The 20,240-nt window shown below is 61.3% G+C and carries 20 protein-coding genes; 6 read left to right on the forward strand and 14 right to left on the reverse strand.

Features of this window, described 5'->3' with window-relative positions; all coding sequences use genetic code 11:
• The first annotated feature begins 2 nt into the window (after positions 1-2).
• Entirely contained in the window at positions 3-1,202 is a 1,200-nt protein-coding gene (locus tag AC1Q5O_RS16975) for an ABC transporter permease (RefSeq protein ID WP_223614748.1), read from the forward strand.
• A gap of 252 nt (positions 1,203-1,454) precedes the next feature.
• Here AC1Q5O_RS16975 and AC1Q5O_RS16980 read toward each other — a convergent pair whose 3' ends face one another.
• Positions 1,455-2,087, reverse strand: coding sequence for an outer membrane protein (locus tag AC1Q5O_RS16980; protein WP_492564490.1), 633 nt, complete (start codon positions 2,085-2,087; stop codon positions 1,455-1,457).
• 412 nt (positions 2,088-2,499) lie between these two features.
• Positions 2,500-2,685: a hypothetical protein gene (locus AC1Q5O_RS16985; protein ID WP_223614750.1), complete on the reverse strand. Its 186-nt coding sequence runs from the start codon at positions 2,683-2,685 to the stop codon at positions 2,500-2,502.
• Between the two features lie 265 nt (positions 2,686-2,950).
• Here AC1Q5O_RS16985 and AC1Q5O_RS16990 point away from each other — a divergent pair, with 265 nt between their 5' ends.
• On the forward strand, positions 2,951-3,217 hold the full coding sequence (locus tag AC1Q5O_RS16990) for a helix-turn-helix domain-containing protein (protein WP_105733374.1): 267 nt from the start codon (positions 2,951-2,953) through the stop codon (positions 3,215-3,217).
• A gap of 89 nt (positions 3,218-3,306) precedes the next feature.
• On the opposite strand, the gene AC1Q5O_RS16995 is transcribed toward AC1Q5O_RS16990, so the two are convergent.
• From AC1Q5O_RS16995 to AC1Q5O_RS17010, 4 genes are all read right to left on the reverse strand, one after another.
• Positions 3,307-4,131 (reverse strand): hormone-sensitive lipase, encoded by an 825-nt coding sequence (locus tag AC1Q5O_RS16995; RefSeq protein WP_492564493.1) that lies wholly within the window; start codon positions 4,129-4,131, stop codon positions 3,307-3,309.
• A gap of 83 nt (positions 4,132-4,214) precedes the next feature.
• Entirely contained in the window at positions 4,215-5,129 is a 915-nt protein-coding gene (locus tag AC1Q5O_RS17000) for an ABC transporter permease (RefSeq protein WP_346305363.1), read from the reverse strand.
• 5 nt (positions 5,130-5,134) lie between these two features.
• On the reverse strand, positions 5,135-5,917 hold the full coding sequence (locus tag AC1Q5O_RS17005) for an ABC transporter ATP-binding protein (protein ID WP_346305367.1): 783 nt from the start codon (positions 5,915-5,917) through the stop codon (positions 5,135-5,137).
• A gap of 110 nt (positions 5,918-6,027) precedes the next feature.
• A complete protein-coding gene (locus AC1Q5O_RS17010; protein WP_346305364.1) occupies positions 6,028-7,002 on the reverse strand; it encodes an ABC transporter substrate-binding protein in 975 nt (324 codons plus the stop codon).
• Between the two features lie 117 nt (positions 7,003-7,119).
• On the opposite strand from AC1Q5O_RS17010, the gene AC1Q5O_RS17015 reads away from it, so the two are divergent.
• From AC1Q5O_RS17015 to kynA, 3 genes are read left to right on the forward strand one after another with little or no spacing between them, the layout of a single operon-like run.
• Complete coding sequence (locus AC1Q5O_RS17015) at positions 7,120-7,863, forward strand: GntR family transcriptional regulator (RefSeq protein WP_492564496.1); 744 nt, start codon at positions 7,120-7,122, stop codon at positions 7,861-7,863.
• A gap of 22 nt (positions 7,864-7,885) precedes the next feature.
• A complete protein-coding gene (gene kynU, locus AC1Q5O_RS17020) occupies positions 7,886-9,121 on the forward strand; it encodes a kynureninase (protein ID WP_492564498.1) in 1,236 nt (411 codons plus the stop codon).
• Positions 9,118-9,957, forward strand: coding sequence for a tryptophan 2,3-dioxygenase (gene kynA / locus AC1Q5O_RS17025; RefSeq protein ID WP_223614756.1), 840 nt, complete (start codon positions 9,118-9,120; stop codon positions 9,955-9,957). The genes kynU and kynA overlap by 4 nt, the downstream gene beginning before the upstream one ends.
• A 12-nt stretch (positions 9,958-9,969) precedes the next feature.
• Here the strand turns inward: kynA and AC1Q5O_RS17030 are convergent, their stop codons facing one another.
• The 7 genes from AC1Q5O_RS17030 to AC1Q5O_RS17060 form a co-directional block, all read right to left on the reverse strand.
• A complete protein-coding gene (locus tag AC1Q5O_RS17030) occupies positions 9,970-10,329 on the reverse strand; it encodes a hypothetical protein (RefSeq protein ID WP_464664832.1) in 360 nt (119 codons plus the stop codon).
• Between the two features lie 243 nt (positions 10,330-10,572).
• Positions 10,573-11,889 carry an NAD(P)H-dependent oxidoreductase gene (locus AC1Q5O_RS17035; protein ID WP_492564501.1) on the reverse strand — a complete coding sequence of 439 codons (1,317 nt, stop codon included), beginning with the start codon at positions 11,887-11,889 and terminating at the stop codon, positions 10,573-10,575.
• A gap of 68 nt (positions 11,890-11,957) precedes the next feature.
• A complete protein-coding gene (locus AC1Q5O_RS17040; protein WP_492564503.1) occupies positions 11,958-12,980 on the reverse strand; it encodes an aldose epimerase family protein in 1,023 nt (340 codons plus the stop codon).
• Between the two features lie 2 nt (positions 12,981-12,982).
• Positions 12,983-13,960 (reverse strand): ABC transporter permease, encoded by a 978-nt coding sequence (locus tag AC1Q5O_RS17045; protein WP_492564505.1) that lies wholly within the window; start codon positions 13,958-13,960, stop codon positions 12,983-12,985.
• Positions 13,957-14,958 carry an ABC transporter permease gene (locus tag AC1Q5O_RS17050; RefSeq protein WP_492564507.1) on the reverse strand — a complete coding sequence of 334 codons (1,002 nt, stop codon included), beginning with the start codon at positions 14,956-14,958 and terminating at the stop codon, positions 13,957-13,959. The genes AC1Q5O_RS17045 and AC1Q5O_RS17050 overlap by 4 nt, the downstream gene beginning before the upstream one ends.
• Positions 14,955-16,493, reverse strand: coding sequence for a sugar ABC transporter ATP-binding protein (locus tag AC1Q5O_RS17055; RefSeq protein WP_492564509.1), 1,539 nt, complete (start codon positions 16,491-16,493; stop codon positions 14,955-14,957). The genes AC1Q5O_RS17050 and AC1Q5O_RS17055 overlap by 4 nt, the downstream gene beginning before the upstream one ends.
• 103 nt (positions 16,494-16,596) lie before the next feature.
• The gene (locus tag AC1Q5O_RS17060; RefSeq protein WP_403182079.1) at positions 16,597-17,577 is read right to left on the reverse strand and encodes an ABC transporter substrate-binding protein; all 981 of its coding nucleotides are present in this window, start codon (positions 17,575-17,577) and stop codon (positions 16,597-16,599) included.
• Positions 17,578-17,753: 176 nt separating this feature from the next.
• Here AC1Q5O_RS17060 and AC1Q5O_RS17065 point away from each other — a divergent pair, with 176 nt between their 5' ends.
• Entirely contained in the window at positions 17,754-18,905 is a 1,152-nt protein-coding gene (locus AC1Q5O_RS17065; protein WP_492564510.1) for a LacI family DNA-binding transcriptional regulator, read from the forward strand.
• Here the strand turns inward: AC1Q5O_RS17065 and AC1Q5O_RS17070 are convergent.
• Positions 18,874-20,238, reverse strand: a complete 1,365-nt coding sequence (locus AC1Q5O_RS17070) for a sigma-54-dependent transcriptional regulator (protein ID WP_492564512.1) — start codon at positions 20,236-20,238, stop codon at positions 18,874-18,876. The genes AC1Q5O_RS17065 and AC1Q5O_RS17070 overlap by 32 nt on opposite strands.
• Between the last annotated feature and the right edge of the window lie 2 nt (positions 20,239-20,240).

Genomic DNA, 20,240 nt, shown 5'->3' on the forward strand with positions numbered 1-20,240 from the left:
CCATGCTGCTTGAAGCGTTCCGGCTGGCACTGCACTCCATGTCGCGCAACATGATGCGCTCCTTCCTGACGATGCTGGGCATTGTCATCGGCGTCGGCGCGGTGATCGCCATGGTCACCGTCGGCAATGGCACGCGCCAGAGAGTGACCGGCGAAATCTCCAAGCTCGGCACCAATCTGCTGTTCGTATCGCCCGGCAATCCGGAGCGCCGGTCGACCCTGCCGCCGCGCACATTCGACATCCGGGATGTCGATGCGATCCGCGACCAGGTGCCGGGCGTGGCCGCTGTGGCGCCGCTCGGCCAGGTCTCGGGCACCGCCATCCGCGAGGGCAACAGCCGGACGGCATCGATCGTCGGTTCCACCAACGATTACTTCACCACCATGAACTGGCAGCTCGCCACGGGCCGCAATTTTCTTGAATCGGAGGAGCGCAGCGGCCGCTCCGTCTGCATCATCGGTGCGACGGTGCAAAGGGTCCTGTTCGGCAACAGCATTCCGGATGGCGAGCGCATCCGCGTCAACCGCATTTCCTGCGAAGTCATCGGTACGCTGGTCTCCAAGGGCAAGGCAATCGACGGACAGGATCAGGACAATATGGTCCTCATCCCGTTCCGCATGTTCCAGCGGCGTATTGCCGGGTCGACCGATGTCTCCCTGATAACAGTTTCGGCCAGGGATGGGGCAACGGCGCCGGTCAAGACAGCGCTAGAGGACCTGTTCAAGGAGCGCCGCAAAATCCGCCAGTCGGGCGACCGGGATTTCGAGGTGACCGATCTCAGCCAGATTCTTGGCATCGTTTCCATGACCACCGTGATCCTGACCGGGCTCCTGTCGTCCATCGCTGCCGTCAGCCTGCTGGTCGGTGGCATCGGCATCATGAACATCATGCTGGTCTCCGTCACCGAGCGCACCCGCGAGATCGGCGTGCGCCTGGCCATCGGCGCCACGGAAGGGCAGGTGCTGACACAGTTTCTGGTCGAGGCCATCGTGCTTTGCCTGTTCGGCGGCCTGATCGGCACGGTGATCGGCCTGGCGCTTGCCTTTACCGCGGTGACATTGATGGGGGTGCCGTTCGTCTTCGATCCGTCGATCGTCCTCATCGCCTTCGGCTTCTCCGCCCTGATCGGCGTGGTGTTCGGCTATTTCCCGGCACGCCGTGCCGCGCGGATGAATCCCATCGACGCACTGCGCTATGAGTAGCGCCGGTAGCCCTGTGTTCTGTTTGAGCAGGAAAGACCCCTAAACAGAACGGAGAGAAAACAGTCTTGGCGGCAGGGACTGATGGGCGGGATCCCTGCAAGTGCCTTGACCATTCTCTCTCCGAACAGTGCCCATGATGGATAGGCACTTCTACACCGCAAGTGCGTGGACGGGACTGAAATCCACGGCGCTGCGGAGTGCGGTCGCACATGATCCCAGCGGCCTTTGCGCCACCGGGATCATGCGTCGTCGTCAGAACCGGTAGTTGAGACCGGCTTTAAGCTCATGACTGCCAATGTCGGTCTCGCTGCGGCCGAGAGCCGACGTTGCCTTCACATTGGGCGTGTGGATGTAGTTGTATTCAATCTTGGCCGACAGGCCGCCGGCAAAGGCCTGTTCAACGCCGGCGCCGACGAGATAACCGGTCTTCCAGCCGCTGGTGTCGCGCACCTTGTCGCCTGAATCGAATTTGGTCATCGCCACGCCGGCCGTTCCGAAGACAAGCGTCTGGTTGAAGGTCAGGCCCGCCTTGGCCTTGGCGGCGGCGCGCCATTTTTCTTCGACCTTGCCGCCAAGGACCTTGTGCTCGGCACCGCCGAGATAGGAGCCTTCCAGTTCGGCACCGAGGACAGCCGGTCCCATCTGGTAGTTGTAGCCGCCCTGGATACCGCCGCTCCAGCCGTTTCTGTCGGCGAAGGGGTTGGGAAACTTGGTAAAGGCGGTTCCGCCATGGGCGCCGATATACGCGCCGCTCCACTGGGAGGCGGGCGGGTCACTATAGGCCGGTGCGGAATTGTAGAGATCGGCGGCCATCGCCGTCCCGGTTGATAAGGCTGCCAGCGCAAAGGCGCCGGCGAGCAAGACAGTCTTTCTCTGAGAGGACATTCGCATTACTCCAAACATACAAGCGCATGATCCACCGAACTGTCCGGCGACATGTTGATGCGCGGGTTCAACTCCTGAGAGCCTGATACACTTGGGTTGATCACGCTCTGGTACAGATGTCTTCCGGCGCGATGATCGCCCGATCCGTGAAATGGCCACCGAAACTGACGCAAAACCCCTGCAATCGACCACCCCACTTCCGGCAATACCTATTGCGCCGGAAGACATGGTTTATTTTGCAATTGAAGATTGCATCCACATTGCACAGTTTGGGAAAATGAGAAATTTTATTATATATTTCAATAATTTATAGCGTTTTTGTTTACGGTTTCTTAAGCAAAAACGGCATGTGGCGCGTCAGACGCTGTTCGCCGGTATGCCGGTCCGGCGGGGCTGTTGTCCCCGGAAGGGCTTAGCGGGTCTTTTCCACCACGCAGACCGGACCCCGCTCCGGATGGCGCGAATCCGTGTCGACGCAGGTCGCGTCATACCGGAACGTATCGTAATAGACACCGCCTGCGCATCCCGTCAGCAGGGGAAGGCCTGCGGCCAGCGTCAAAAATACCGGTTTGAAATATTTCAGGGGGTGATGGTTCATTTCCGCCGCATCTTTCCTATATATAGCCTGTCACAAGTGACACAGTGGCGTAACAATCCACTGATATTCTTTAGGAATTGGTCGAATTAACATTCCGCGAATTACAGTATTCTACTGACATCTGGTGCCTAAATAAGGCATGTTCGGACGGAGCTTTGCGATCACGTTTTTGGTGATCGCTGATAAAAGGCTTGATCGAAGACGATGGACGTATAAGTTCTGCCTTCCGATTTGTTAACCAACCATTCACGTTAGGAGCAAAGCGATGAGCACAACCGTCGGCGACTATTCATTGCCAGAAGCCATTTCCACGGCGATAGCCAATGGTACAAACATTGTTAGGGCGTTCCGCGAACAATTCGGATATTCCGTAGAGGATTTGGCCGTTGCGTGCGGTCTTACAACTCTTGAAATTGATACAATTGAAAGCGGGCAGAATTCCGACCCGACGAAATTGGAACGCATTGCCCATGCCCTCGGGCTGCCGGCAAATGCCATGACGCCTGACGTCTCAAAACGTCTAAGCGCATGAAATAACTGATTTTTTAAATCAAGAAATCCAAAAGACTGCCAGAGCCAAATCCCAACTCTGGCAGTCTTTTGATTCTGGTGATTCCCTGGCTACAGGCAGAGCAGGGTACGCGTGAGCGGGTGCTCGCCATCGGCCAGACCGTCAATCACATCGAAATGATGCTTTCCCGCCTCTTCCACCACATCCGCGTGACACTCGAAGCCTGACCAGATATTGGCCAGCAGTGTGCTCTGGCGCACGAATTCCGGCCGTTCCGCGCCGCCGACCCAGGCTGTCACATCAATGCCTTCCTGCGGTTCGAGCAGGGCGGGGCTCTCCAGCCGCGCCTCGACAGCATCGAGATGAAACGTTTCATTCATCCGCGTCTTCATCAGGGGACGCAGGTCGCCGAGCGCCGATATGGGCACCGTTTTGCGGATGCGATGGCGAATCGGCTGCCCGAGAGGCGAGGTGGACGACACCATCCGCGCGACGAGATGCCCGCCCGCCGAATGGCCCGTCAGGTGAACCGGCCCGGGGACTTCTGCCGCGGCATGGGTAATGGCGGTGCCAATCTGCACGGTGATGTCGCTGATGCGGGCCTGCGGGCACAGCACGTAGGATGGGATGGCGACGGCAAACCCGTGTGTGAGCGGCCCCTTTGCCAGATGCGACCATGCCGACTTGTCGAAACTCATCCAGAATCCGCCGTGCACGAACACGACGAGGCCCTTCGCCTCGCCGCGCGGCATGAAGAGATCGAGGACATTGCGTTCATGCGGACCGTAGCCGATATCGGCCCTCAGCCGGCCGGCGGTCGTCATTTCCGTCCGAAAGTCCGCGGCAAGCGCCTTCCATTTCGGTGGAAAATCATTTCCTCCGGGGATGTAGGCGCCATTGGAATAGGCGGCGTCCCAGTCGAATTTCGCGCTCATGACGGTTCCCCCATCGATGCCGTTGCCCAAGACTACCAGAGGACGAACCCGGCGCAAAATGCCTGGTTCGTCCTGCGGGTTGTCTATTCCCGTATCTTTTCGCGAATCTGCGTACCGGAACCCGATTTGCGCAGGTTGGGCAAGGCCAGCATCAGCAGAACGAATGCGCCGGTGGCGAATTTCAGATCGGCCGGGGCCAGACCAAGCGTCAGGCAGAAGGAAATCAGCTGGTAATAGACGATCGAACCGACCACCGGCGCCATGACCTGGCGCAGGATGGTTTGCCGTCCGGTGATCGCTTCGCCGATGATCAGCGCCGCAAGGCCGTTGATCAGGATGCCGAAGCCCATGTTGACGTCGACGAAGCCTTGCGTCTGCACCATGATGCTGCCGCCGGTTGCCGAAAGCGCACTGGCAACGCCGACGCCCATGATGGTGGCGATGCCGACATTGATGCCCTGTGCTTCTGCCATGTCAGGGCTCGCGCCGACGGCGCGCATCGACGTGCCCTTTTCCGACATGAAGAAATACAGCATCAGGCCGACAACCAGGGCAATCAGGGCGCCGACGATCAGGATTTTCACCCAGGGAACGTTCGCCGACGGGCCGGCAAGAATGGTGAAGACCGTGTCATAGGTGAAGAGCGGAATGTTGGTGCGGCCCATGATGCGCAGGTTGATGCTGTAGAGCATCGTCATGACCAGGATGCCGGCGAGCAGCGTGTTGATCTTGAAGCGCAGGTGGATGAATGCCGTGGTGCAGCCGGCGAGAAAGCCGCAGACAAGCGCGACGCCGCAGGCCAGAAACGGATTGACGCCCATGCTGATCAGCGTGCCGCAGACGCAGCCGCCGAGCGGAAAGGCGCCTTCCGATGTCAGATCCGGGAAATTCAGGATGCGGAACGGCAGCATCACGCCGAGCACCACGAAGGCGACGATCAGGCTCTGCGCTATCGTGACGGGAATGAGACCGTAGAAACTGGTAAGAATGTCCAGCATGCTGCTCAACTCCCCTGCAATGCGATGGCGTCGGATTTGGTGTGAAACCGGTCAATCAGGTCGGGTACGGTAATGCCGCGTTTCTCCTCCTGTCCGATCTCAAGCAGAACCTTGCCTGCATCCATCATGACGATCTTGTTGCCGTACTTGATCGCATGTTCCATATTGTGCGTGACCATCAGCGTGGTCAGCTTCAGTTCCTCGACGGCCCGCACGGTCGTGTCCATCACCAGCTTGGCGGTGCGCGGATCGAGCGCGGCCGTATGCTCGTCGAGCAGCAGCAGTTTGGGCCGGGTCGACACCGCCATCACCAGCGATAGCGACTGGCGCTGGCCGCCGGACAAAAGCCCGACCGGCATGTCCAGCCGGTTTTCCAGGCCGAGATTGAGTTCCGCGAGCTGTTCGCGATATTTGGCCTTGCGCGGCGCGGTCAGTCCGTAGGAGAAGCCGCGCGGCTTGCCGCGCAATTCGGCCAGCAGCATGTTCTCGCCGATGGTCATGGTCGGCGCGGTGCCGATCATCGGGTCCTGGAACACGCGGGCAATGAACTGCGCACGGCGATGCGCGTTCAGCTTGGTGACATCCTGGCTGTCAATCGTGATCCGTCCGGCATCGAGCGGCAGTTTGCCGGAAACGGCATTGAGAAAACTGGACTTGCCCGCGCCATTGCTGCCGATGACGATGCAGAAGTCGGCCGGTTTGAGCGCGATGTTCAAGCCATCAAGCGCCCGGCGTTCATCCAGTGTGCCGCGATAGAAAATCTTTGTGCCGCCCGTTACGGCAAGCATGTTGGTAGTCATGTTTGAGCCCCTCAAACCAGGACGAAGCGCCCCGTGTCAAAAGTTCCTGCGCCTGTGATGGCGCAGGAACTATATGTTTGCAGACGATAGGAGAAGGCTTATTTGACGAAACAGCCGCAATCCTTGAGGGAGTCCGGGGCTTTATGCCCGGTTTTCTCCAGGACCTTCTCGTTGATCAGCGCCGCGTGATCCGCATAGGACGGCTTGATCGGTGCGAGGCTGGCAGCGGACTTTCCGGCAATGATCTCGGCAGCAAGCTTGGCGGCGTTCTGGCCAACCTTGGTGTAGGATACTTCGAAGGCAGCGGCGACAAGGCCGTCACGCACGGCCTGGGCCGAGGCATTGACGATCGGGATATTGATGCTGAGCGCTGCGGCGGCAACAGCGGGAACGGCCGGCTGCACCAGGTTCGAGGCCGGTACGTAAATGACATCGGCCTTGCCGGCGAGCGAGCTCACGCGCATCGGAATGTCATTGGTATTGTCGAGACCGACTTCCACGACGGTCAGGCCCTGCGCTGCGGCAGCTTCCTTGACCAGCTTCAGCACGGCAACGTCATTGTCTTCACCCGGATTGTAGAGATAGGCGAGACGCTTGGCATCCGGCAGCAGCTGCTTGATGAACTTGACGACGGAGTTGACGTCCTGCAGGTCGGACGCACCGGTCATGTTCTTGTCGCCGGCTTCCCAGGAGGGTGTCAGCTTGGCGACGACCGGATCGGTCACGGCGGCGAAAACAACCGGCGTACCGGTGTTGCCGACGATCTGGCGGGCGCCCTGTGCCACCGGCGTGGTGACGGCGAGGATCAGTTTCGGATTGGCCGAAGCCAGTTTCGTCACCATTTGCGGGATGAGCGTTGCATCGAAATTCACCTGCAGCTCATCGAAAACCGCATCGGCAATGCCGAGCTTGACCAGTTCGGCCTTGAAGGCGGTGACGGTTTCGTCCAGCTGCGGATGCTTGCCGAACTGCGCAATGCCGATCTTCGTTTCCGCATAGGCTGCGCTGAGCCCAAGCCCCATTCCCAGTGCTGCAGCAAGCGCTGTCCGCACGACGTATTTTGCACCGATCATCGATTGTTCTCCATTTTTTGTTGGCTTTTTGTTGGCCTCGCCTCCTCAGGCTTGAAAATAATATAACAAACGTGAAATGATATACAAACAGAAAATGGCAAAGGCCGAGGGAACGCAATGGCCGAAAGCATCAAGTCGGAAAACCTCTATACAGCGTTGCGCTCGCGCATCCTGAACGGCGACCTGCAACCAGGGCAATCCCTGCGGTTGCGCACGCTCGCCGCCGAACTCGGCAGCAGTGCCACGCCGGTCCGGGAGGCGCTGAACCGGCTGCAGGCGGAGAGCTTTGTAACCACCGAGGCCAACAAGGGCTTTCGCGTGGCCATCGTCACCCTGGAGGAACTGCAGGATCTCGAAGCGGCGCGGTCCGTCATCGAAACCCAGCTCCTCGTCAGTTCCATCGAGAACGGCGACCGGGACTGGGAGGCCAATCTCGTCGGGGCGCATTACCGGCTGTCAACCTGCGAAGTGCCCAATTCCTTTTCGCAGTTCGAGGCAATCGATGTCTGGGACATCGCCCACACCGAATTTCACATGGCGCTCATCGCCGGGGCGTCATCCAAGTGGCTGCTCAACTTTGCCCAACAGTTGCATGCCCAGCTGCACCGCTATCGCCGCCACATCATCCTGCGGATCGATCACCTGACCCGTGTCGCGCAGGAAAACAGCGACAAGTCGCTCGGCAACCTGTCGCGCGAAGCGCTGGGGATCGATGCCCACACCGCCCTGATGGAAGCGGCGCTCGCCCGTGACAAGGCCAGGGCGGCGGCCCTGATGCTGGACCACGTGCGGCTTGCCAAGGACGCCTTTCTGAAACTTGCCAAAGCCAGCGGCATCGCCGGTTTTGATACGGCCGCCTGACAGATCAAAGAGAAGAGTGACGATGACACGGATCAATGCAACACATTCGGATGAGACGGATACCCTGCGCCATTTCCGCGAGCGGTTCGATCTGCCGGATGGGGTGATTTACCTCGACGGCAATTCACTGGGCGCTCTGCCGAAGACGGTGAAAGCCCGCGTGGCCCACACCATCAGCGAGGAATGGGGCAATCAGCTCATCCGCAGCTGGAATACGGCGGGCTGGGTGCATCTGCCGCAAAAGGTCGGCGGCCGGATCGGCCGCCTGATCGGGGCGCAGGAGGGCACCGTCGTGTCGGCCGACAGCACCTCCATCAATCTGTTCAAGGTGCTGTCCGCCGCGCTCGGCCTCAATCCGGGCCGCAGCAAGATTGTCTCGGAACGGGAGAATTTTCCGACCGATCTCTATATCGCCGAGGGTGTCGCCAGGCAGATCGGTCAGGGCCACCGGTTGGTGCTGGCTGACAAGCCTGCCGATATCCCGGCGATGCTGGCGGACGATGTCGCCGTTCTCATGCTCACCCATGTGAACTATCGCACGGGCTATAGGCACGACATGGCCGCGATCACCAAAGCGGCGCATGACAAGGGCATTCTCGTCATCTGGGATCTCGCCCATTCCGCCGGTGCCATGGCGATTGATCTCACCGGAGCGGACGCGGATTTTGCCATCGGCTGCGGCTATAAATATCTCAATGGCGGCCCCGGCGCCCCGGCGTTTCTCTATGTCAATCCGCGCCATCACGGCGGCTTTCGCCAGCCGCTGTCCGGCTGGTTCGGGCATCGCGCGCCCTTCGCCTTCGAATCATCCTATGCGCCGTCGAACAGTATTGACCAGTATCTGTGCGGCACGCCCTCGGTGCTTGGCATGGTGGCGATGGATGAGGCGCTGGCGCTCTGGGACGACGTGGACATGGATGCGCTGCGGGCCAAGTCCGTGGCGCTGTGCGATTTCTTCATTCAGGAAGTCGATGGTTTTGCCGGAGAATTCGGCCTGACGCTGGTCACGCCGCGCAACCCCGATCAGCGCGGCAGCCAGGTTTCCTATTCCTGCGACAATGGCTATGCCATCATGCAGGCGCTGATCGCCCGCGGCGTCATCGGCGATTTCCGCGCGCCCGATATCATCCGCTTCGGCTTTACGCCGCTTTATCTCAGCTTTGCCGAAGTGTCCGAAGCGGTTGCCATCCTGCGGGACATTCTGTCGACACGGGCCTGGGATGCGCCGAAATACAAGGTGAGGGAGGCCGTCACATGAGCCGCACACCCTACAATCCGGAGACGGAAGGCGCGCAGATGTCCTTCGACGGGCGCATGTCCTATGGCGACTACCTGCGCCTCGACAAGATACTGACGGCACAGGCACCGCTCTCGGATGCCCATGACGAAATGCTGTTCATCGTGCAGCACCAGGCGTCGGAAATCTGGATGCGGCTGGTCATCCATGAGCTGATGTCGGTCTGCGAACACATTGCCAAAGACGATCTTGCGCCGTCGTTCAAGATGCTCAGCCGCGTCTCGCGCATTCTCGACCAGCTGAACTCCGCCTGGGACGTATTGAGAACGATGACGCCGAGCGAGTATACGACCTTCCGCGAGGCGCTCGGCATGTCATCGGGTTTCCAGTCGTTCCAGTACCGCGCCATCGAATTTCTGGCCGGCAACAAGAATGCCGCCATGATGCGCCCGCATGCGCACAGACCCGATATTCATGCGTGGCTGGAGGGTATCCTGCGCGCGCCCAGCATTTACGACCAGTCGATCCGTCTGCTCGCCCGCAAGGGCTTTGCCATCGACGCGGCGGTGCTGGAGCGGGATTGCGCGCTGCCCTACGAGGCCAATGACAGCGTGCGCGATGCCTGGCTGGTGGTCTACCGCTCGCCGGAGGCCCACTGGCCGCTGTATGAACTGGCGGAAAAGCTGGTGGATTTCGAGGATTACTTCCGCCGATGGCGGTTCAACCATGTCACCACGGTGGAACGCATCATCGGCTTCAAGACCGGCACGGGCGGAACATCCGGCGTCAATTACCTGCGCAAGATGCTCGATGTCGTGCTGTTTCCGGAATTGTGGAGCATGCGGACCGAACTTTAGGTCCGCATTGCATCAGGCGGCGTATTTGTCGATGGCGACGCAGTCCATCGCCGACTTGGCGTGAATGTGGTTGCTGTGCGCAAAGCCGTGCCTGGCAATGGCTGCCAGATCGTCGTCCGGCTTGATCGGCCGTGACCACCAGTTGTCGTTGAGCACCCAGCCCTGGGCGGTGGCGCTTTCGACGTCCTGGCTGTCAGGGCGCAGCACGCAGGACTCATGCATGATTCGGGCATTGGGGGAGCGCCTGTTCATCATCTTGCGGCCTTCGGTAAGCGCCGTGGCCTCGTCTTCGGCAATGACAAGCTGATGAAACAGATGACGTGTCTGTTTGTATTTGGTCAGATAGGCAAATTTGACTTGATACGCTGGCACTTCATTCTCCTGCACCAAAGACTCAGTCGTTAACCATTTATTAATATTGGCACTTGACACGGCTTTTTCAAGGAGATGCAGGTTTTATACAGGTTTATTTGCGGGTGGTTTTCATCACCCGCTCATTAGCCAAATATTTGTTTTCAAAAGATAAAGTGATTTTGTTCCATAGCCGAAATAAAAAGCCGTCCCGCCCTCCGGGGCAGAACGGCGCAAATGTGGCGTCAATCGGCTTGACGCGAATCAGCCATAGACGAGCTTGTCCTGCCGCTGCCTGAGCTCGACGATCTTCGAGCCGGGGATGGGGGCGGCATTGGCGCTGGTGATAAGCGCGCCCTTGGCGATGGGCGCCGTCACCGTGCCGCCCTGCAGCAGGCCGCAGGGAATGGCTCCGGCGGCGCGCGCTTCCGGCGCCGTCATGATCCAGGCGCGGTAGCAGTATTCGCCGATCGCATCGAGCGTGTCGCCGACCTTCAGGTCCTTTTTCGCCACCGCGCAGACTTCCGCCACCGGTTTCGCCAGCGGCACCATGTCCGCCTTGCCGTAGAGCACGACGCGCGCGCAGGTCAGCGGCACTTCCAGCGAGGTCAGGTGATAGGGCCGGTGGAAGGTGAAATAGGGGCCCTTGCCCATCTTCAGATCCTCCATCCGCTCCGAAATGCGCGGATGCGACATGTCGGCAACCACGAACACGCCCGGCGCCACGCCCTTGCCGATGGAATAGTCGACCACACCGACGCGCGACAACAGCCCGCCATCCCTCTGCGGGATCAGCGTCTTGTTGAGCTGGTCCAGCGTGGCGGCGGGGCCATGCATGCCCGCCTTGTCGGGCACCAGCCCCGTGGCATTGGCGATCGCCGCCATTTCCACCATGGTCTTCGAGCCGTCGACGAATTCCACCAGCATGCGCACATTCATGTGGCGCCGCGCCGCCTCTTCCGCATAATCGTCGGGAATGGCGTCGATGTTGAGCGGGTTGTTCTTGCCCTTGCCGGCGGCCACGATCGGATGGCCCATGGCCGAGACGAACTCGATCAGCTCCATGCAGGAGGACGGCTCGTCGCCGGCGCCCAGCGAATAGGTGACGCCAAGGCGGTCCGCCTCGCTTTTCAGATACGCCCCGATGGTCACATCCGCCTCGACATTCATCATGACGAGGTGCTTGCCGTGCTCCATGGCTCTGAGGCCGATCTCGGCCCCGACCGCCGGAACGCCGGTCGCATCGATCACCACGTCGATCAGGTCATTTTCGAGGATGAGGTCGGCATTGCCGGTGACGGCGATCCGGCCGCCCTCCATCGCCGCGGTCAGGGCCGAGCCGGTGGTCACTTCCTGCGCATGCCCGGGTTCGCGGTAGGCGATATCGACGGCTTTCAGCGCATTGGGCAGGTTCAGTTCGGAAATCGCGCCGATCTCGACGCCCGGCATATGCGCCACCCGCGTGACGATGTCCGTGCCCATCTCGCCCGAGCCGATCAGCCCGATGCGGATCGGACGGCCCGCATCCGCCCGTGCCTGCATGTCCCGCGCCAATCCCGTCAATGCCACATTGCTCGCCATACCAAAACGCTCCTCATCCGGCTGCTTTGCGTTCCGGCATAGGACGGGAGCGGGCGCTTGGCAACAGGCTAGATCTGCAGGAAGCGGAATTCCGTCTGCTGCCGGTAGGTCTCGCCGGGCCGCAGCACGGTGCCGGGGAAATGCGGCTGGTTGGGGCTGTCGGGAAAGTGCTGGGCTTCCAGGCACAGGCCCGCATGCGGCCCGTAGCGCCTGCCGCCAAGGCCGGTCAGTCCGGGGGCGATCATCTGGCCGTCGTAGAATTGCAGGCCGGGTTCGCTGGTATGAACCTGCAATTCAAGGCCATTATCCGCGGCAAGCGACGCGGCATGGCGCAGGCCGTCCCTGAGTGCGCCGCTCAGCACAAAATTGTGGTCATAGGCCGCGGGCGGGTGTGCGCCGATCAGGCGCGACGCGCGAAATTCGAAGGGCGTTGCGTCGACCGGCAGGATGTCGCCGGTCGGAATGAGGTCGTCGGCGACCGGCGTATAGCTGTCGGCGAAAATCTGCAACCGGTGACTGCGGATATCGTCGGACGCGTCGAGATTGAAATAGCTGTGCTGGGCGAAACCGGCGACCGTCGGCGCATCGGTGGTCGCTGTGATGTCCATGCACAGCGTCGAATCCGCGGTGAAGCGGTAGGTGCAGCGCACGTCCATTGCCCCCGGGAAACCCTGATCGCCGTCGGGCAGCCGCAAGGCGAGCGTGACCGACGAGGCGCTCCAGTCGGCGATGGTCCACAGGCGCTGCGACATCCCCATGGCGCCGCCATGCAGGGTCTGTTTCCCGCCTTCATTGCGGTCGAGCTGGTACTCGCTGCCGTCAAGAGTGAAGCGGCCGTGGGCAATCCTGTTGGCGTAGCGCCCGACCAGCGCGCCGAAATAGGGCGACTGGACGGGATAAGGATCGAAGTGGTCGAAGCCGAGCACCACCCTTTGCGGAGTGCCATCCGCCAGGGGGATGTGCAGGTCGCGGATGACCGCGCCCCAGTTCAGCACATGCGCCAGCGCACCGGATGGCGACTGGATCGTCGCCTGGAACACCGGTTCCCCGGCGAACATTCCGAAGGGCTGGGGGCCGAGCAGCGCGCGCACGCTCAGTGGTCCCGCACGGCTGCATTGCCGCGCGCGGCGAGCTTCGCCTGCAGGACAACGACGATAAGCAGAAACAGGCCGCGAATGACCGACTGCCAGTAGGCGGAGAGCGAAATCCAGCCTTTGCCGTTCTCGAAATTGAGAACGTTGAAGAGAATGCCGAGGAGCAGCACGCCGGCCAGCGTTGCCCCGACCGAACCGACGCCGCCGGTCAAAAGGGTGCCGCCGACGACCACGGCGGCAATGGCAAAGAGCTCCCAGCCGACGCCCTCAATCGGCTGGCCCGCGCCGAACTGCGAGGCGAGGATGACGCCGGCCAGGCCGGCAAGCCCGCCGCTGGCGAGGTAAACCAGAAACTTGATCCGGCCGACCGGCAGGCCCATCATCCGCGTCGCATCCTCATTGCCGCCGACGGCCAGAACGCCGCGTCCGGTGCTGGTGAAGTTGAGGATGATCCAGCCGGCGACATAGGCGGCAAGCGCTATCCATGCCGGGATGGGGAAGCCGAAAAAGTTGTCCTGGCCGATGCTGGTAAAGCCGCTGTCATAGGAGACCGAAACCGACTGGTTGTCGGCGAGCAGCAGGGCGCTGCCGCTGGCCGCCAGCATGGTTGCGAGCGTGGCGATGAACGGCATGATCTTCAGCCGGGTTACCAGCGCGGCATTGACGAGGCCGACGCAGAGCCCGGCACCGACGCCGGCACCAAGCCCGATCCATGCGCCCTGCGGGCTGAAGAGCGCGGCGACCACGCTGCCGAGCGCTGCGGTCGATCCCACGGAGAGGTCGATGCCGCCGGTCATGATGACGAAGCACATGCCAAGCGCCACCAGCGCGAACATCGAATTGTAGCGCAGCACGCTCGATATGTTGAAAAAGCCGAGGAAATAATCGTAGCGCAGCCAGCCGAACAGGACCAGCAGCAGCAACGCGACCACCACGCCGTACCTGCCGAGCAGGGATATCCATCGTGTCCGGGTCATGCGTGCGCCCTGCCTTGCTGCTGGATCCAGACGGCCAGGATGATGATCCCCGCCTTGACCACCAGTGCGGCGGCATCGGGCACGCCATTGGCGAGCAGCGTGTAGCGCACCAGCTGGATCGTCATGGCGCCGATCAGCGTGCCGATGATGGTGGCCTTGCCGCCGCTCAGCAGCGTGCCGCCGACGGCGACCGCGGCAATGGCGTCAAGCTCCATGCCGAGTCCGACCAGATTGGCATCGCTGGAGGAGTTGATGGCGATGACGACGAGCCCGGCCAGTCCGGCGCACAGGCCGCTGATGGCGTAGACCAGCAGCTTGACCCTGGCGACGGCAATGCCGGACAGTTCTGCCGCCCGCTCATTGCCGCCGATGGCGATGATCTGGCGGCCAAACACCGTCCGCTTCAGCATCCATGCGGCGGCGAGGACGATCAGCAGCATCAGGATCACCTGCACCGGAATGCCGAGGACCCGGCCAAGCCCGATGAACTGGAACTGCGGCACGCGGAATGTCTGCAGATTGCCGTTGGTCATGACCTGCGCGATGCCGCGCCCGGCGATGAACAAAACAAGCGTGGCAACGATGGGCTGGATGCGGAAGGCGGAGATGAGCCAGCCATTGAACAGGCCGAACAGCCCGGCAACGGCGATGGAAACGAGCATGGCAGCGGCAACGGCGAGATAGATATTGCCGATGGGCATGATCTTGCCGAGGAAGATCATCGGCGCCAGAGCGCCGGAGATGGCCATGAGCGAACCGACGGAGAGGTCGATGCCGCCGGTGGCAATGACCAGCGTCATGCCGACCGCGACGATGACGATGGTGCAGACCTGGGTGAGGTTCACATTCAGGGTCTGTATCGTTGCAAAATTGCGGGTGAACGCCAGGTTGAACAGGATCAGCAGCAGCAGTGCGATCAGCGTGCCGTAGCGCGCGAGGAAATCGAAGGGATCGAAACGCCGGACTGTCGTGCGCGCCACTTGGGGTGTGCCGGTCATATCAGGGCCTCCTCGACAACGGGCGCATTGCCATGGGCCATGGCGCCCATGAGCGCATCTTCGGTGGCGGCGGCGCGGCCGAATTCGGCGACACTGATGCCGTCGCGCAGGACGAATACCCGATCAGCACCCTCGATGACCTCTTCCAGCTCGGAGGAGATCATCAGCACGGCCAGTCCCTGGTCCGCGAGCGATTTGATCAGCGACTGGATTTCGCCCTTGGCGCCGACATCGATGCCGCGCGTCGGTTCGTCGAGAATGAGCAGGCGCGGATTCATCGCCAGCCAGCGGCCAAGCAGGACCTTCTGCTGGTTGCCGCCGGAAAGCTCGCGCACCTTCTGGTCCGGTCCGGAGCATTTGATGCCGAGCTGCTTGATGAAACGTTTCACGATCTCCTGCTGCGCCTTCTCGTCGATAACCCCGGATTTGGCGAGTTTCGGCATCAGCGCCAGCATCATGTTTTCCGCGACGCTCATATCGGGCACGATGCCTTCGCTCTTGCGGTCTTCGGTGCAGAAACCCATGCCTGCGGCGATGGCGTCGGAGGGCCGCCGCGGTTCGAACGTCTTGTCGCCATAGGTCATGGCACCCGCCTTCAGGCGGTCGATGCCGAAGACCAGCCGCGCCGTTTCGGTGCGGCCCGCGCCGAGCAGTCCGGCAAAGCCGGCAATCTCGCCGCTGCGGATGGTGAAGGAGACGTCCTGGACGATCTGCCCCACGGCGAGATTGTCGGCGGACAGCAGGACCTTGCCGATGTTCTTTTCATCGCGCGCGGTGAAGGCGGTGGCGTGGCCCTCAGTCTTTTCAATGCTGCGCCCCAGCATGGACGAGACGAGCTCGATCTTTTCAATTCCATCCATGCGGGCGGTCCTGATCGTCCGGCCATCGCGCATGATCGTCACGCGGTCGCACACCGCATAGAGTTCATCCAATTTGTGGCTGACGAACACCACGGAAACACCGTCCTGTTTCAACTGGCGGATGACATTGAAGAGGACACGGACTTCGCGCTCGTCCAGCGAGGAGGTCGGCTCATCCATGATGACGAGTTTGGCGGAAAAGCCGATGGCGCGGGCAATGGCCACCATCTGCTGGGTTGCCGTGTTGAATTCCATCAGGGGGCGGCGGACATCGGCGCGGATATTGAAGCGCTGCAACAGGTTTTCAGCCTCCCGGTGCATGCTCGCCCAGTCGAGCAGGCCGAAGCGGCGTTTCTCCCGTCCAAGGCAGATGTTCTCCGTCAGGGAACGGTAGGGCACCAGATTGATTTCCTGATAGATGGTGCTGATGCCGTTCGCCTGCGCCTGCTGCGGCGAGGCGACTTCAAACGGCTTGCCGTCGAACGTCACGTCGCCGGCGTCCCGCCGGTGATAGCCGGTCAGCACCTTGATGAGCGTCGATTTTCCCGCGCCGTTCTGGCCGATCAGCGCATGCACCTCGCCGCGGGCCACGGTGAACGAGGCGGCGGAAAGGGCAGGGATACCCGCAAAGCGCTTGTCGATGCCTGTCATCGACAGAAGAATATCGGTGTCCATTGCAAAGCCGTTTCTGAAATCATCCGGAGCTTTTGCCTGGATGCATGGTTGCACCAGACATGAAAAAGCCAGCGCTCCATGGAAGCGCTGGCTTGATCAGATATCAATAGGCGGAGCTCAACAATTTTGCCGCATTGCCGGCATCGTAGAACTGGTCCGGATTGATGATCTTCGGGGCGATTTTCTCCCCGGCGGCATAGGCGGCTGCCGTATCGTAGGCCTTGGGGCCGAAGCGCGGATTGCATTCGACCACCGCGGCAATCTTGCCGTCGACCACGGCCTGGACCGCTTCCTTGCCGCCATCGATCGACAGGACGAGGATGTCCTTGCCGGGCACCTTGCCTGCCGCTTCAATGGCGGAAATCGCGCCGATCGCCATCTCGTCATTGTGGGCGTAGATGACATTGGCGTCGGGATGCGCCTGCAGCAGGGTTTCGGCGACCTGGCGGCCCTTGTCACGGGCAAAATCGCCGGTCTGCGAGGCAACGATCGAGAAATCCGAATGCTTGGCGATGACGTCGTCAAAGCCCTTCTTGCGGTCGTTGGCCGGCGACGAGCCTGTCGTGCCTTCCAGTTCGATGATCTTGGTCTTGCCCTTGGCATTGGCCACGAGCCATTCGCCGATGCGCTGGCCCTCTTCGATGAAGTTGGAGCCGATGAAGGTCACATAGTCGTCGCCAGCCTTGGCGAGGGACGGATCGACGCTGCGGTCAAGCAGGATAACCGGAATGCCGGCGCTCTTGGCGGCCTTGATCGCCGGAATCAGCGGCTTTTCCTCGCGCGGGGCCAGGAAAATCAGGTCGACGCCCTGTGCGATCATCGAATTGACGTCGGCGACCTGCTTGGCCGCGGAGCTTGCCGCATCCGTGTAGACAAGCTGCCAGCCGCGCTTCTTGGCCTCTTCCTGCATGCTGGCCGTCTGGGCCAGACGCCACGGATTGTTGCTTTCCGTCTGGGCGAAGCCGACCTTGTAGGTGTCTTTCTTCTTCAGCGGCGGCGACGCGGCGAAAACACTGCCTGCAGCCATGGCGGCGACGAGGCCGGCGGCCGAGGTGAGCAATAGGGTACGACGGGTGATGGACATACGAATTTTCCTCCCAGAAATTCAGAGCGTGGAAATTCCACTGGTCTGATCATCTTCATTTATAAAAATTAGTCAATAATTATTTATGTTGATTAGCCGGTGTTTCGCTGCATAATCATTCCCACGCGGTTTGATTGATTCAGCCGTGCGCGCATGTGGCAAAGGGCTGTTTTCGAATGAATGACACAGTGGATGATGTGACCACTGAAAAGAAAAAGCCCGCCCGGGTCGCGGCCCGGCGCAAACGCGTCAACAAGCGCGTGACGATGACCGATATCGCGCGCATCGCCGGCTGTTCGCAGGCAACGGTTTCCTTCGTGCTCAACAAGACGCCGGGCATCAAGCTGGCGGCGGAAACGCGCGAACGCGTGATCGAGGCTGCCCGCTCGCTCGGCTATGCCGCGCCCAACTTTGCTCACCTGGACAGCCATGATGCCTATGCGCCTGCGGTCGACGGCAAGATCGGCTTCGTGGTCGACCAGCTGGCAACCAGTCCCGAAGCGGTCGTTGCCATTGAGGGCGCGCGGCAGGCCTCGTGGAATGCGGGCAACATCATTCTGGTTGCCCAGACATTGAATGATCCCGAGATGGAGCCGCGCACCATCCGCGCCCTGCGCGAGCAGGGGATTTCCGCGCTGATCTATATGGCGATCTTTACCCGCGAGGTGACGTTGCCGGACTATCTCTACAATCTCGATATCCCGCTGGTGCTCCTCAACTGCTATACCGCCGACTATGCTTTTCCCGCGGTCGTTCCGAGCGAGATTGCCGGCGGCCAGCACTCGACCCGCCACCTGATCCAGCATGGCCACCGGCGCATCGGCATCATCACCGGCGAGCCGTGGATGGAGGCGGCGAAGGACCGGCTGCGCGGCTATCGCCGGGCACTGGCGACCGCCGATATCCCCTTCGATCCGGAACTGGTGATCGAGGGCGACTGGTCGGCAAGCGCGGGCTACAAGGCGACGAAGACGCTGCTGGCGCTGAAGGACAGGCCCACTGCCATTTTCTGCCAGAATGACCGGACCGCCATCGGCTGCTACGAAGCGCTGAAGGAAGCGGGCATCCGCATCCCGGAGGATATTTCGGTCATCGGCTATGACGATGAAGAAATTTCACGGCACCTGCACCCGCAATTGACCACATCCGTCCTGCCGCACCGGGCCATGGGCCGCTGGGCCATCGAACAGCTCGACAGCTATGCCCCGGGGAGCGGAACGCGCTATCCCATCACCAAGCTCGAATGCCCGCTGGTCGAGCGTCTCTCGGTGGCGGCGCACGCCGGGGTGAACAGTGCTAGATCTGGTCCGGGGGTAACTTTCCTTTGACATAATCAGCCCGGTCGATGCCGTGGCGCTGCAGCTTGTCGTAGAATGTCTTGCGCGGAATGCCCAGGGCCTCGATCGTCGTCCTCACATCGCCATTGTTGCCCGTCAGGGCCTCGCGGATGAGTCTTGCCTCATGGCGTTCCATGGCTTCGGGCAGGGTGAGCGTGCTGGTCTGCGACGGCGTGTGCTCACTGGTCATTTCATCCAGACCCAGCGCAACCCGCTCGGCAAAATGCGCGAGTTCGCGCACATTGCCGGGCCAGTCATGATCCATCAGCCGCGCGCGCATCGCCGCGTTTATGTCCTGCGGTTCCGTCTTGAAGCGGATGGCGGCGCGGTGCAGGAAATGCGTGAACAGCAGCGGAATATCCTCCTTTCGCTCACGCAAGGGCGGGATCGAGACCGTGACGACATTGAGACGGTAGAACAGATCCTCGCGGAAATTCGCCCGCTGTTCGGGGCTGCCGAGATCCACCTTGGCGGCGGCGACGACGCGCAGGTCCACGGGCCTGTGCTCATTGGTGCCAAGCGGCGTGATTTCCCGCATTTCCAGAACGCGCAGCAGTTTGACCTGGGTGGCCAGCGGCATGCTTTCGATCTCGTCGAGGAACAATGTACCGCCGCTGGCGTGTTCGATCCGCCCGATACGCTTGTTCTGCGCGCCGGTGAAGGCTCCGGCCTCGTGGCCGAACAGCTCGCTCTCGATCACCGATTCCGGCAGGGCGCCGCAATTGAGCGCAACGAAATTGCCCTGCCTGCGGCGGCTCCATTCATGCAGGAGACCGGCGGCCACGTCCTTGCCGCTGCCGGTCTCGCCGGCGATCAGCACATCCACATCGGCATTGGCCACATGACGCAGCGTCTTGCGCAGATTCTGCATCACGGATGTCTGGCCGATCAGCGGCACCGTTTCGTCGGAGGCCTCCATGAATTGCCGTAGCTGGCGGTTTTCCATGACAAGCTGGCGCTTGTCTGCGGCGCGGCGGATGCTCTGGACGAGGCGCTCGGCCGGATAGGGTTTGGCGATGAAATCGTAGGCGCCTTCCTGCATGGCCTCGACGGCCATTTCGATATCGCCATGCCCGGTGATCAGGATGACGGGCAGATCCGCGTCCATCGCGCGCAGGCGCCGGAAAAATTCCAGCCCGTCCACATGCGGCATGCGGACATCGCTGATGACGACGCCGGCGAATTCCGGTGTCAGGAAGCGCAGGGCACTCATGGCATCGGCGAACGGAATCACGCTGAACCCGGCAAGTTCCAGCGTCTGCCTGTTGGCGTTGCGCAGGTCGTCATCATCGTCGACAAAGGCGATTTGCGGCTGGAATCCCATGG

The organism is Phyllobacterium sp. MT110 (assembly GCF_058792715.1).